This window comes from Massilia sp. DJPM01, from assembly GCF_030348125.1.
GTDB lineage: Bacteria > Pseudomonadota > Gammaproteobacteria > Burkholderiales > Burkholderiaceae_D > Telluria_A > Telluria_A frigida.
On sequence record NZ_JAQOZV010000024.1, the window covers coordinates 52,424 to 65,580 of the forward strand.

General features: G+C 64.3%; 8 protein-coding genes. 4 read left to right on the top strand and 4 right to left on the bottom strand.

All coding sequences use genetic code 11. The features are described from left to right. The first annotated feature begins 52 nt into the window (after window positions 1–52). Together PO883_RS16770 and PO883_RS16775 are read left to right on the top strand one after the other, a co-directional pair. A complete protein-coding gene (locus PO883_RS16770) occupies window positions 53–1,918 on the top strand; it encodes a M1 family metallopeptidase (RefSeq protein ID WP_289310784.1) in 1,866 nt (621 codons plus the stop codon). A gap of 21 nt (window positions 1,919–1,939) precedes the next feature. After that, window positions 1,940–3,568: a serine hydrolase gene (locus PO883_RS16775; protein ID WP_289310813.1), complete on the top strand. Its 1,629-nt coding sequence runs from the start codon at window positions 1,940–1,942 to the stop codon at window positions 3,566–3,568. 7 nt (window positions 3,569–3,575) lie between these two features. Here the strand turns inward: PO883_RS16775 and PO883_RS16780 are convergent, their stop codons facing one another. The 4 genes from PO883_RS16780 to PO883_RS16795 form a co-directional block, all read right to left on the bottom strand. Next, the gene (locus tag PO883_RS16780) at window positions 3,576–4,727 is read right to left on the bottom strand and encodes a hemin-degrading factor (RefSeq protein WP_289310785.1); all 1,152 of its coding nucleotides are present in this window, start codon (window positions 4,725–4,727) and stop codon (window positions 3,576–3,578) included. 31 nt (window positions 4,728–4,758) lie between these two features. Then, complete coding sequence (locus PO883_RS16785) at window positions 4,759–7,092, bottom strand: TonB-dependent receptor domain-containing protein (RefSeq protein WP_289310786.1); 2,334 nt, start codon at window positions 7,090–7,092, stop codon at window positions 4,759–4,761. A gap of 148 nt (window positions 7,093–7,240) precedes the next feature. Beyond that, entirely contained in the window at window positions 7,241–8,779 is a 1,539-nt protein-coding gene (locus PO883_RS16790) for a S1C family serine protease (protein ID WP_289310787.1), read from the bottom strand. 128 nt (window positions 8,780–8,907) lie between these two features. Continuing rightward, the gene (locus tag PO883_RS16795) at window positions 8,908–9,705 is read right to left on the bottom strand and encodes a class I SAM-dependent methyltransferase (RefSeq protein WP_289310788.1); all 798 of its coding nucleotides are present in this window, start codon (window positions 9,703–9,705) and stop codon (window positions 8,908–8,910) included. 376 nt (window positions 9,706–10,081) lie between these two features. Between PO883_RS16795 and PO883_RS16800 the strand changes: the two genes are divergently transcribed. Both PO883_RS16800 and PO883_RS16805 read left to right on the top strand, forming a co-directional pair. After that, the gene (locus tag PO883_RS16800) at window positions 10,082–11,719 is read left to right on the top strand and encodes a TldD/PmbA family protein (protein ID WP_289310789.1); all 1,638 of its coding nucleotides are present in this window, start codon (window positions 10,082–10,084) and stop codon (window positions 11,717–11,719) included. 15 nt (window positions 11,720–11,734) lie between these two features. After that, on the top strand, window positions 11,735–13,072 hold the full coding sequence (locus PO883_RS16805) for a TldD/PmbA family protein (protein ID WP_289310790.1): 1,338 nt from the start codon (window positions 11,735–11,737) through the stop codon (window positions 13,070–13,072). Window positions 13,073–13,157 lie beyond the last annotated feature (85 nt).

Below are 13,157 nucleotides of genomic sequence, written 5' to 3' on the forward strand. Positions count from 1 at the left end.
GGAAGTGATATTCTGCCTGCGCCAATTCACACGCCACCGACCCGGAAAGACCATGAAGACATCGACCCTCCTGCGCGCCGCCGCCTGCGCCCTGTTCGCCCAATTGAGCGCCCACGCGTACGCCCTCGACCCCCTCAGCTACGCTCGCTACGACCAGGTGAAAACCAGCGCCGTGCACATGGACCTGAAGGCCGATTTCGCGAAAAAGACCTTGTCCGGGCACGCCGAACTGACGCTCAACTGGCTCGATAAGTCGGCCCGCATCCTCGATCTCGACACGCGCGCGCTGACCATCTCGAAGGTGCAGGCGCAGGTCGCCGACGGCAAATGGGTCACCGTGCGCCACACGCTCGACAAGGCGGATGCCGAAAAAGGCCAGGCCATGCACATCGACCTGGCCGCGCTGCCGGCGCAGCCGCAGAAGGTGCGCATCTATTACCACACCTCCCCGAAGTCGACCGCGCTGCAGTGGCTCGCGCCGGTGCAGACCATGTCGGGCAAGCGCCCGTTCATGTTCAGCCAGTCCCAAACCATCGAGGCGCGTTCCTGGGTGCCGCTGCAGGATACGCCGGCCGTGCGCTTTACTTACAGCGCGCACATCGAAGCGCCCAAGGACCTGCGCGTGGTCATGAGCGCCGATAACGATCTCAATGCCACCGGCAAGGGCGGCTGGGACTTCAAGATGCCGCAGCCGATTCCCTCCTACCTGCTGGCCATCGGCATCGGCGAGATCGATGTGCGTGCACTCGGTTCGCGCACCGGCGTCTACGCCGAGCCAAAGCGCATCGGCGCGGCTGCCTATGAATTCGTCGATACCGAAAAAATGGTCGCCGCCGCCGAATCCCTGTTCGGTCCTTATCGCTGGGGGCGTTACGACATGCTGGTGCTGCCGCCATCGTTCCCCATCGGCGGCATGGAAAACCCGCGCCTGACTTTCCTCACGCCGACCATGATCGCGGGCGACCGCAGCCTGGTCGACCTGATCGCGCATGAACTGGCGCACAGCTGGTCGGGCAACCTGGTCACCAACGCGTCGTGGAAGCACTGGTGGCTCAACGAGGGCTTCACCACCTACGTCACCACCCGCATCCTGGAGTCGCTGTACGGCCCCGAAGTGGCGGACATGAACCTGCAACTGGAGCAGGAAGAAGCCATCGCTTCGCTGGCCACCATCCCGGCCGCCAAGCAGGCCTTGCTGACCAAGGACCCGGACACCTCGTCGGCCAACTACACCGATGAAGGCCTGGCTTACCCGAAAGGCGCGTGGTTCCTGCGCACCCTGGAGCAGCGCGCCGGCCGCGCAGTGTTCGATCCCTTCCTGCGCGGCTGGTTCGACCAGCATGCGTTCCAGAGCGTGACCACCGGGCAGTTCGTCGATTACCTGCGCAAGAACCTGCTGGCGCAGCATCCGAAGGTGCTGAGCGAGGCCGAACTGGAAGAGTGGCTGCACGGCGCCGGCATCCCGGCTGGTGCCAAGCGCGTGGTCTCGACCCGCCTGGCCGCACTCGACGCGACCCGCGCCAGCTGGCTGTCGGGCGTCACCCCCACCGCGAAGCTCGATACCAAAAAATGGAATGCCACCGAGTGGATGAAGTTCCTGAACGATATCGACAACAAGGCCACCGCCGCCCAGCTCAAGGAACTCGACCAGACCTTCGGCCTGGCCAAGAGTACCAATAACGAAGTCGCTTTCCGCTTCTACCGCGCCGCCATCAACGCCGGTTACAGCGAGGTGCGCGCACCGCTCGAAGCTTTCCTCATGAGCGTCGGCCGCCAGAAATTTGTGGTGCCGCTGTACGCCGCACTGCGCGCCAAGCCGGCCGACAAGGTCTTCGCGGAGTCGGTCTACAAGAAAGCGCGCGAACGCTATCACCCGGCCACCCAGGCCAGCGTCGACAAAAAAATGGCTGGCAAATAAAAGGACCGACACGTGCTCCATATGAACCGTATCGCGGCAGCGATCCTGCTCGCATTCACCAGCTTCGCGGCCGTCGCCCAGGCGCCCGCCACCCCGGTCAGCGCCAGTGCGCCGGCACGCGCCTACGACCTGGAGGCCGACGTCACCAGCGTGATGAAGACCTTCGATGTTCCCGGCATAGCCATTGCGATCGTCAAGGATGGCAAGGTAGTCGCCACGCGCGGCTTCGGCGTGCGCAAGCTGGGCGAGCCGGCGCCGGTCGACGGCAAGACCATCTTCGAAGTGGCGTCGAATTCCAAGGCATTCACTGCCGCCGCGCTGGCGATGCTGGTCGACGAGGGCAAGCTGGAATGGGACGACAAGGTCACCAAACACCTGCCGGACTTCCAGATGTACGACGCCTACGTCACCCACGAGATGACGGTGCGCGATCTGCTGGTGCACCGCAGCGGCCTGGGACTGGGGGCCGGCGACCTGCTGTGGTGGCCGACCACGAATTTCACGACCGATGAAATCATCGCGCAGCTGCGCTACGTGCGCCCGGCAACGAGTTTTCGCAACAGCTACGCCTACGACAATCTGCTGTATATCGTGGCCGGCAAGATCATCGCGCAAAAGGCTGGCAAGCCTTGGGGCGACGCGGTGCGCGAGCGTATCCTCAAGCCGCTCGGGATGAATACGACCACCACCAGCCTGGCCGAGAATGCGGGCAATCCCAATGTCTCGGCGCCGCACAGCAAAATCAACGGCAAGGCCGCGGCGGTGCGCGCGCTGCCGGTGCCGAACGCTGTCGGCGCGGTCGGCATCAATACCAACGCCGAGGATATCGCGCGCTGGATGATGGTGCTGCTCGACGGCGGCGCCATAGCCGGCGCGCCGAAAGACGCGCAGGGCAAGGACGCGCGCCTGTTCAGCGAGGCGCAAAGCCGCGAGATGTGGACCGCGCAAACGCCGATGAAAATCAGCGAACCGAAACCGGCGCTGGCGGCGACCAAGCCGAATTTCTTCGCCTATGGCCTGGGCTTCCAGCTGCGCGACTACAAGGGCCGCAAGCTGGCCTTGCACGGCGGCGCGCTGCAGGGTTTTTATTCGCGCGTGGTGATGGTGCCGGAAGCGAAGCTGGGCATCGCGATCTTTACCAATGCCGAAAGCGGCGGGGCGCTGGGCTCCCTGCAATACCGCCTGCTCGATCATTATCTTGACGCGGCGCCGAGCGACTGGATCAAGTTGATCAGCGATGTGGAAACCGAGACGCGCAACAAGGACCTGGCCAAGCAGAAGAGCGCCGGCGCCACCCGGGCCGCCGCCTCGCGCCCGTCGCTGCCGATGGCATCCTACGATGGCGAGTACAACGATGCCTGGTACGGCACGGTGACCATCAAGCCGGTGGGCGGCAAGCGCGTGATGAGCTTTACCCGCACGCCCGACCTGACAGGGGAACTGGAGCACTTCCAGCACGATACCTTCATCGTGCGCTGGAAGGAGCGCAATTTCAACGCCGACGCCTACGTGACGTTTTCACTGAACCCGGACGGCAGTATCGAGCGCATGAAGATGGCGCCGGTGTCGACCGAGACCGATTTCAGCTACGACTTCGCGGACCTGCTGTTCACGCCCGCGAAGAAGAAGGACGCGAAGGAAGCAAAGTAATCTCCGCTTAGCCCTTCGGAAGGGCGGCGGTCAGGTCAACCCAGCTTTTCGGCTGCGGTTGGCCGCGTTCGCGCACCCCGAAAAAGCTCACCACCTGTTCGCCTTCGTTGTCGTAGAACTCGACCGAGGTCACGCCGGCGCGCCGTACCACCCAGCCGCTCTTGAAGGCGCTCTCGCGCAGGTGCAGGTTGAAGGCCGGATCGAGCACGTTGTACCAGCCCGGGCTCGCCGCCGTCTTGGTGATTTTGCCGCTGAAGATCTGGATCAGCGCGCCATTGCCCAGGAATGACATGATCGGCAGCTGCTGCTTGGCCGCTTCATCGAGCAGGGTGCGGACCGCTTCGGGTTTCAGGCGCTGGACCATGCCGGCCGGCGCCAGGCGCATGGCCTGTTCGCGTGTGATCTTGAACTCGGTCAGCAGGCGGTTGAACTGGTGCACGTCGCTCATCTCGTTCCAGGCCTGCTGGAATTCCTTCACATCGACCTTGGCGTCGGCCAGTTCGGCAGCCTTGGGCGCGCGCGCCTGCACTGTTAATACCGCGTTCTGCTCGGGGTGGCGGAAGTCGGCCACCAGCTTGTCGAATACCGCCACGCCGGCGGCGTCTTTCGGATAAATCTTGTGGATCGCGGCGCCGTTCTCGTCGAAGAACTGGAGGCTGCGTTTGACCACGCCGTCGGCGCCCGGCTGCGCCACCGCAAAGGCGTGCTTCCACTTCGAGAACGTGAAGCGCAGGTCGATCTCGCCTCCAAGGTAGCCGCCGGCGATGTTGCGCTGGCGCGCTTCGCGTTCTTCATCCTTCACCGCGTCCTTGGCGTCGTCGGGCTGGGGCTTGACCCTGGTGGCCACGCCGGTGCGTTCGATCACGCCATTCTCGTTGCGCGTCAGTGCCAGTACGGTGCCCAGGTCGAGCGCGCGGCGCATGATCTCGCGCGGATCGTTGCCGTCGCTGCGCAGGCGGGTGACGGTACTGCCGATGCCGGTCGCCAGCAGTTCGGCTTCCGATACGCCGAGCGTGCGCGCGGCATCCCGGATCATCACCTTGGGCTGTTCGGCGCGCAGCGTGTTCCAGCGCTCGGACAGGGTGGCGGCACCGGCGTGGCCCGCCAGGACAAGCAGGGCGCCGGCGATGGCCAGCGGAAGGGTGCGTAGGCGTTTCATGGAGTCTCCTGGGTGGTGAAAAAAATAGGGGTTAGTACTGGAACGTCAACATGGCTGCCGCATTGCGGCCGGGACGCGCCTGGCGTTCGATGTCGGCCAGCGTGGCGGCATCAAGGCCGGCGGCCAGCGAGCGCGAGGTCGCGTAGTCCCAATAGCGCTTGTCGCCCAGGTTGTAGATGCCGACATGGAGCTTGACGTGCTTGCCGATGTTCCAGTACGCGACCAAGTCGGCCACGGTGGCGCCGGCGATGCGAAAGCGCGGCGCGCTGGTGTCGCCGACGCTGTCCGACGCCGGCTGCTTGCCGGCGCTGGCGACGGCGCTCAGCGAGACGCCGTACCCATCGTTCGGCGCGTCGTAGGCGAAGGTGGCGCTGGCCTTGCGTGGCAGGGTGGAGGCCAGTTCGCCTTGCTTGCCGGTGCTGCTGTCGCGCGCCTTGCCGTGCGAGACGCCGGCCGCCGCCGCGATGCTGTAGCCAGCCAGCGGTGCCGACCAAGTGCCCAGTTCCGCGCGCAGCGAGGCTTCGCCGCCCCAGGTGCGTGCGCTGCCATTGTTTTGCGGGCGGTACAGGCCACGCGTGATGGTCGGGTAGTTCACCGGATCCGGTGCCTGCGTCACGTAGTCGATGAAGTTCTTGTACTCGGTGCGGAATACCGATGCGCTCAGCTGCATGCCCTTGGCCGGGCTGCTTTTCAGGCCCGCCTCGAAGGCCTGGCTGGTTTCCTTTTTCAGGTTCGGGTTGCCGAGAACCGCGTAGCCGACCCCCGATCCGGTGTAGCTGAACGAGTCGTAGGTGCCGGTGCGTTCGGCCGCCGTCGGCAGGCGCGCGCCGCGATTGAGGCGCGCATACACGGACAGGTCCGAGCTCAGGGCGACCGACAGGTTCAGGCTGGGGGTGGCGTAGGCGTCGCTCTCGGTCTTGATTTCGCCGGCCGCCGCAGGCACGGCGACCAGGTAGCCGGCCAGGTTTTTTGGCGTGAGCTTGCGGTACTCAAAGCGCAGGCCGGGCGTGAGCATGGCCGCGTAGCCGCCCAGCGCGAAACCGAATTCGCCGCGCAGGTAGGCGCTGGCCTTGTCGCTGTCCATGTCGGCCATGCGGTTTTTCATCAGGATCTGGTGCGCGCCGCTGGCGATGACGGTGCGGTCTTCCAGCCACGGACGGCGCGTTTCGGACTGTTCGTAGGCGGCGCCGTAGGCCAGGCCGAGCGACTCGCCCAGTTTCAGGGTGGCGTCCGCCGCCGCACCGGCGCTCTTGTTGAAGTAGCCGGTATCGATGTTGCGCAGGTAGGGCTGGTTGCCGCTGATGTAGCGCGCGCGGGTGCGGTCGTCGACGCTGGCGTCCTGCACGTGGATGCGGCTCTCCAGCGTGTCGAACAGGCCGCCCGTCGCGCCCGTGACGCGGTGTTCCAGGCTGACCCGGGTGCGTTTGGTGTGCGAATCCTGCAGCACGCCGTCCGGATAGGCGCCGCCGGTCTTGTTGACGTAGCTGCGCGTGTTGTCGCGTTCATAGCCGTCCAGGGTCAGGCCGATGCGCTGGCCCTTGCCTGGGCTCCACTGGAATTTGGCCAGCAGCGCGTTCGAGTCCCAGTCGTCGGGATTGGCCGCTACGCTGCCCTTGTTGCCGGTCTCCTTGCCGCTGCGGTGCACGGCGACGGCCAGCGCATCGAGTGCGCCCATGCGCGCCGCCCCGGTCAGGCTGTGCGAGCGGCTCTTGTTGGCATCGCTGTAGCCGAGCGCATACGCCAGGTAGCTGCGCTTGTCGTCGCTCAGATAGTCGCCCGGCGCCTTGGTGACAAAGGCGACGCTGCCGGCCAGGCCCGGCGTGCCGGCCGCCGCCGCGCCGGTACCGGAGCCGATGCGCACTTCGCGGAACATGGCCGGGTCGAAGTAATCGCGCCCGATGCCGAAAGTGTTCATGGCGGTGCCGTCCGGCTTGGGCGCGGCGTCGGGCAGGGCGATGCCGTCGATGTCCAGGCTGACCCGGTTGCCTTCGACGCCGCGGATATTGAAGCCGGTGTTGCCCGCCCCGTCCCACACGCTGCCGCTGCCGCTGAACGCCGCCGGTACTGCCACCAGCGGCTCGTAGCGCGCGATGGCGCTCATGTCGCCGGCGTTGCGGCGCGTCAGTTCAGCGGCGCTGATGACAGCCACGCTGCCTTGCAGCGCAGCGGGCGCCTTGTCCCGCGCGGGCGTGACGACGATGCCGGACAACTGCTGCGGCTCGCGCAGGCTTTGCGCATGCGCCGCGCTGGTGCCGATCACGGCCAGCAGCGTGGCATTGAGGGTGGTGCCGAGAACACGGCGCAGTGGTGCGGCAGCGGGCCGGCGCGCAGGAGCGCGTGCCGGCATCGGGGTCGAAGTGGTCATGGTGGTCCGGGTCGGAGAGTGTCAGGCTGGCTCTCGGACCTGGCGACGCGGGTGCGTCGGGAAGGAACACTTGCTGGCGGGTGTCAGATGATAACAAGAATCATTATCATTTGCAATGCATCCCGCTCAGCGGCGGATGAACGACGATTTACTTGCGGTTCCAGACATCCATCATGTCCTGGCTGCCCTGCAGGCGGATGCCGTTATCGGACAGGATGCCTTCGGTGGCGTCGATCATCTCCTTGCGTCGCACGACGATGTTTTCGCCGCCACGCTGGTCGAAGTGCAGCACGATCAGCTCATCCTTTGCGTCGCGCAGCAGCTGCACCATGTGGGCCAGGCTGCGCACGGGAACCTTGTTGACCGAGTAGATCACCGAGCCGAAACGGTTGGAGTAGCCGGCCACCGATTTATGCGGGAAGAAGGGCGAGCTGACCACCACCAGTTCCTGGCGCTCCGGCGTTGGCGGCTCGCCGCGGCGCGTCACCAGCGGGTTGGCCATGTAGCTGGCCGCCGCCATGTTGGTCACGTTTGAGTTGAGGAAGGCCAGGAAGTCGGTGCTGGCGCGCGAGAAGACGATCGGGCCATAGATGAAGTACGACGGGTAGCCGTTGTTCAAGTCGGGAATGAGCAGCTTGCGCCCGCCCACGGCCGGCACCTTGACGTTCATGCTCTTGCCGGCGCGGACAATCGTCAGCGGCACCGCGCCATCTTTCGTCACCTGCTGCACGCGGTACTGGAAGCGCACGCGCAGATTGGTGCCCAGCTTGACCATGCCCTGGTTATCGATCGGCGTATCGCCGATATGGGTAATCACGTCCCATTCCTTGAGCGGATAGGCGGCGTCGTTCTGGTTGGGGCGCTGCACCACGGCGCCGACGACATCTTTGCCGAGCTTGAGGAATTCGCGCAGGACCGGGTTTTCCAGCGTCTGCACTTCGTCCGTCAGCGATGGCTTGCCTTCATACTTGCCGTCGGCGACATCGCGCAGGAACAGGTCCACTTCCTCGTTCGGGATGATGTAGCCGATGTTCTGCGTGTTGGCGGCGCCGCCGAAGGCCAGGCCCACCATCTTGTCGTTGGCGATGGCCGGGCCGCCGCTGTTGCCAGGGTTGATGGCGGCATCTACCTGGATGCGCAGGCCGGTGGTGCCCATGCTGTAGTTGGCGAATTCGATGCGCGAGATGATGCCCTTGGTGATCGACAGCGAGGTGCCGCCGGTCGGGTAACCGTAGGCGAATACCTGGTCGCGCACCTCCGGCAGCACGCTGGCGCGCGCGACCGGCGCGTGGGTGTCGAAGAACGATTCGTCGTCGAGCTTGAGGATGGCCAGGTCGATCCCGCGCGCGACCGCCACCACCGTGGCCGACACCTTGCCGCCGGCCTGGCTGGCCTGCACCTGGACCTGGCTGGCATAGCCGACCACATGGGCGTTGGTCAGAATGCGCTTGCCGTCGATGACGACGCCGGAGCCGGTCACCTCGAGCGGCGAGGCCTTGGTCCACGGCTTGTACGGATCGGGACGGCGCAGCGTGGCAAACACCTTGACGACCGAGTTTTCCAGATTGGCGGGAATGGCGGCCACCGGCGCGGCCGGCGACGCGGTGCTGGTGGCGTCTTGGGCGGCATGGGCCAGCAGGCTTGCCACGGCAAGTGCAGCGGCAACGGCGATACGCGATATGTTCATTGGGTAATTTCTTGTTGGGGGAGGGAGCGATGAGCGTCAATCATACACGCGCATGGCGCGCCGCTCCAGCGCCCAGGAGGCGAAGCGGCAGACAAAAAAACGGCCCCTTGCGGAGCCGTGGTCACCTGTCAAGGCTTGACGAACTTGAGCGTCATGCGGTCGCTCTCGCCGATCGCCAGGTACTTCTCGCGGTCGACATCCTTGTTGGCCAGTACCGGCGGCAGCGCCCATACGCCATTCTTGTGGTCGGCCTTGTCCTTCGGATTGGCATTGACTTCCGACTTGGCGGCCAGCTTGAAGCCGGCGCTTTCGACCATCTTGATCACGTACGCTTCCTGCAGATAGCCGTTGCTGCCGTCGACCGCCTTGCCGGCCGGCGCGCGGTGATCGACCACGCCGAACACGCCGCCCGGTTTCAGGCTGTCGTACACCTTCTTGAACACTTCCTTGACCTTGTCGTCGCCATTGCCGGTCCAGTTGTGGATATTGCGGAAGGTGACCACCATGTCCACGCTGCCCGGCTTGGCGAAGTCGTACGCGGTCGGTACTTCAAACACGCCGCGCTGGACCTTGTCGAACATGGCCGGATTCGATTCCAACTTCTTGGTCAGGTTGGCGGCGTACTTGCGCGCGCCTTCCTTGGCCGACGTCGGCGACTCGCCGGCCGCGATCAGCTTGCCCTTCTCGCGCAGGTAGGGCGCCAGGATCTCGGTGTACCAGCCGCCGCCCGGCGACAGCTCGACCACGGTCATGCTCGGCTTGATGCCGAAGAAAGCCAGCGTTTCGTATGGATGACGGGCGCCGTCGCGCGCGACGTTGGCAGGAGTGCGGTCCTTGTTGGCGATGGCCGCCTTGAGGGCGTCATCGGCGTGGGCCGCGCCGGCCATGCCGGCGGCCAGCATCGTGGCCAGGATCAGTCGTTTCATGTGTTTTCGTCTCCGGTATTGGTGTGTACTGCGGGGGAAAGCTGCGGCGGGCGATACGGCATCGCCGGCTAGCGCGATGATCGAGTATGCGCGCTTGAAGGTCAAGCCGAATCTCATATGTACATACTGTCCGCCACAGCGTGCGGACACTGCTTCGGACAGTGCGGACACCGTCCGCCGGACACTCCCGGATTCCCGAATCAAGGACTTAGCCAGTGGCACAATCTTTGCGTATTCTTTTGGCCATTTTGCTGGTATGGTTCTTTCTGATTTTTTCATTCATATCAGTAGTTGAGATGGTTCAGTGAGCGGTAAAACAAGAGCGGGCGCTCAGTCCTGCGAGCCGCTACCTTCGTGGTGAGTGTTAGGAGATACTATGGAACGACGTGCTTTTCTCAATATCAGCGGCCTTGCATTGGGCACGATGCTGGTGCCGGTTTTCGGCAACGCCATCGCCGCTGAAGAATTACTCAATCCCCTCGCGGCAAAGTTCAAGAAAACCCTGGCGGACATCGCCCTCAATGCCGCCACCGGCGCCGGCGCCAGCTATTGCGACGTGCGCATCGGCCGCTACCTGAACCAGTTCATCACCACGCGTGACCTGAATGTCGAAAGCGTGACCAATACCGAATCGGCCGGCGTGGGCGTGCGCGTGCTGTGCAACGGCGCCTACGGCTTCGCCGCGACCTCCGACATGTCGCCCGACGCGGTGGCCGGCGCCGCGCGCCAGGCGGTCGCCATCGCCAAGGCCAACGCCAAGCTGCAATCCGAACCGGTGCGCCTGGCAAGCGTCAAGGGCGTGGGCGAAGTGGCTTGGGCCACCCCGATCAAGAAGGATTGGCGCACGGTCCCCATCAAGGAAAAAGCCGAGCTGCTGATCGCCGCCAACAAGGCCGGCATGGACGGCGGCGCGAGCTTCATGCAGTCGCTGATGTTCCAGGTGAACCAGCAAAAATACTACGCTTCGACCGACGGCTCCTACATCGACCAGGACGTGCACCGCATGTGGATGCCGGTGTTCGCCACCGCCGTCGACAAGGCCACCAACAAATTCCGCTCGCGCCAGGGCTTGTCCACGCCGGTCGGCATGGGCTACGAATACCTGGATGCGCGCTTTGATGACAAGATCAAGGCCGCCGGCGGCGTGTGCACCCTGTACAAGAATTCGTATGACCTGATCGAAGACGCGCGCGCCTGCGGACGCCAGGCCAAGGAAAAGCTGACCGCCAAGTCGGTCGCGCCGGGTAAATACGACCTGGTGCTCTCGCCCGAGCACCTGTGGCTGACGATCCATGAATCGGTGGGCCACCCGACCGAACTCGATCGCGTGCTGGGTTACGAGGCCAATTTCGCCGGCACCAGCTTCGCCACGCTCGACAAGTGGGAAACCAAAAAATTCAAGTACGGCTCCGAGCGCGTCAACATCGTGGCCGACAAGGTCACGCAAGGCTCGCTGGGCGCGGTCGGCTACGACGACGAAGGCGTGGCGTGCAAGCGCTGGGACATCATCAAGGACGGCATCCTGGTCAACTACCAGGCCACGCGCGACCAGGCCCACATCATCGGCGAAAAGGAGTCGCACGGCTGCTCCTACGCCGACAGCTGGAGCAGCGTGCAGTTCCAGCGCATGCCCAATATTTCGCTGCAGTCGGGGAAAGCCAAGCTCACGCCCGACCAGATGGTCAAGGACGTCAAGAAGGGCATCTATATCGTTGGCGCGGGCTCGTTCTCGATCGACCAGCAGCGCTACAACTTCCAGTTCGGCGGCCAGCTGTTCTACGAAATCAACAACGGCAAGATCGGTGCGCCGCTGGAAGACGTGGCCTACCAGTCGAACACCCAGGAATTCTGGAATGCCTGCGGCGCCATCTGCGACGAGAGCGACTGGCGCATGGGTGGCTCCTTCTTCGACGGCAAAGGCCAGCCTAGCCAGGTCAGCACGGTGTCGCACGGGTCGAGCACGGCGCGCTTTAACGGCATCAACGTCATCAATACCGCACGCAAGATCGGCTAAGCCAGGGGACCGCATATGAAAGTTCTGACTCAAGAAGAAAGCAAGCGCATCATCGACCGCATCATGTCGCTCACCAAGGCCGACGAATGTACCGTGCACGTGACGGGCGGGCGCACCGGGAATATCCGCTATGCGCGCAACAACGTGTCCACCGCTGGGCTGGTGGATGACGCCTCGCTGGTGGTGCAGGTCGCATACGGCAAGCGCCAGGGCACCGCCACTATCAACGAATTCGACGACAAGTCGCTCGAAAAAGTCGTGCGCCGCGCCGAGGACCTGGCGCGCCTGGCGCCGGAAAACCCGGAGTTCATGGCGGCCGTGTCGAAGCAGGCGTACAAGGCGTCGGAGACGTTCAGCCGCGCCACCGCCGCCATCGATCCGGAGTTCCGCGCCCAGACCGCGGCCTACAGCATCGAGGCTAGCCGCAAGAACAAACTGGTTTGCGCCGGCTTCTTCACCGACAACCACTCGTTCCAGACCGTCGCCAATTCGAATGGCGTGTTCGGGCACCAGGAAGAGACCAGTATCGACTTCACCTGCACCGTGCGTACCGAAGACGGGCGCGGGTCGGGCTGGGTCAAGCGCTCGGCTACCGACGTGGCGCGCTTCGATGCGCGTGAGGCGTCCGATGTGGCGATCGAAAAAGCCCTGCGTTCGGTCGAGGCCAAGGCCCTGGAGCCTGGCCGCTACACGGTGATCCTGGAGCCGGCCGCCACGTCGGACCTGATCGGTTTCATGCTGGGTGGTTTCGACGCGCGCCAGGCCGACGAGGGCCGCAGCTTTTTGTCGAAGAAGGGCGGCGGCACGCGCCTGGGCGACAAGCTGTTCGATGCGCAGGTCAATATCTGGTCGGACCCGTGGGACAAGGATGTGCCGGTGATGCCATGGGATGCAACGAACATGCTGGCGCGCGAGCGCATGAACATGATCAAGGATGGCAAAGTGTCGGCGCTCGATTATTCGCTGTTCTGGGCGAACAGGAAAGGCGTGCGCGCCATTGGCGCGCCCGGGAATATGATCATGGGCGGGACCAATCAATCGACCGCGGAGCTGATCGCCGGTACCAAGAAGGGCGTGCTGGTCACGCGTACCTGGTACATCCGCGAGGTGGATCCGCAGTCGGTGCTGCTGACCGGGTTGACGCGCGATGGTACGTTCTACATCGAGAATGGCAAGATCAAGCATCCGATCAAGAATTTCCGCTTCAATGAAAGCCCGGTGACGATGTTGAACAATATCGAGGCAATCGGCAAGCCGCAGGTGATCGCGGGCGATGAAGTGCCGTATTCGATGCTGATTCCGCCGATGAAGGTCAGGGATTTCAACTTCACGTCCTTGTCGGACGCGGTTTAACCGTCACCTTCGTCGTTCCTGGCACTGCCAGAAACGACTTCCCGCCGAGTGCCGCCTTGGCGCGGGAACGACGGGGCGCAAGCAG

What these genes read in the sequence shown, in the direction of transcription:
- PO883_RS16795 (WP_289310788.1), bottom strand. Translation starts at nt 9,705, where the DNA reads ATGAAACGACTGATCCTGGCCACGATGCTGGCCGCCGGCATGGCCGGC.
- PO883_RS16775 (WP_289310813.1), top strand. Translation starts at nt 1,940, where the DNA reads ATGAACCGTATCGCGGCAGCGATCCTGCTCGCATTCACCAGCTTCGCG.
- PO883_RS16770 (WP_289310784.1), top strand. Translation starts at nt 53, where the DNA reads ATGAAGACATCGACCCTCCTGCGCGCCGCCGCCTGCGCCCTGTTCGCC.
- PO883_RS16800 (WP_289310789.1), top strand. Translation starts at nt 10,082, where the DNA reads ATGGAACGACGTGCTTTTCTCAATATCAGCGGCCTTGCATTGGGCACG.
- PO883_RS16785 (WP_289310786.1), bottom strand. Translation starts at nt 7,092, where the DNA reads ATGACCACTTCGACCCCGATGCCGGCACGCGCTCCTGCGCGCCGGCCC.
- PO883_RS16805 (WP_289310790.1), top strand. Translation starts at nt 11,735, where the DNA reads ATGAAAGTTCTGACTCAAGAAGAAAGCAAGCGCATCATCGACCGCATC.
- PO883_RS16780 (WP_289310785.1), bottom strand. Translation starts at nt 4,727, where the DNA reads ATGAAACGCCTACGCACCCTTCCGCTGGCCATCGCCGGCGCCCTGCTT.
- PO883_RS16790 (WP_289310787.1), bottom strand. Translation starts at nt 8,779, where the DNA reads ATGAACATATCGCGTATCGCCGTTGCCGCTGCACTTGCCGTGGCAAGC.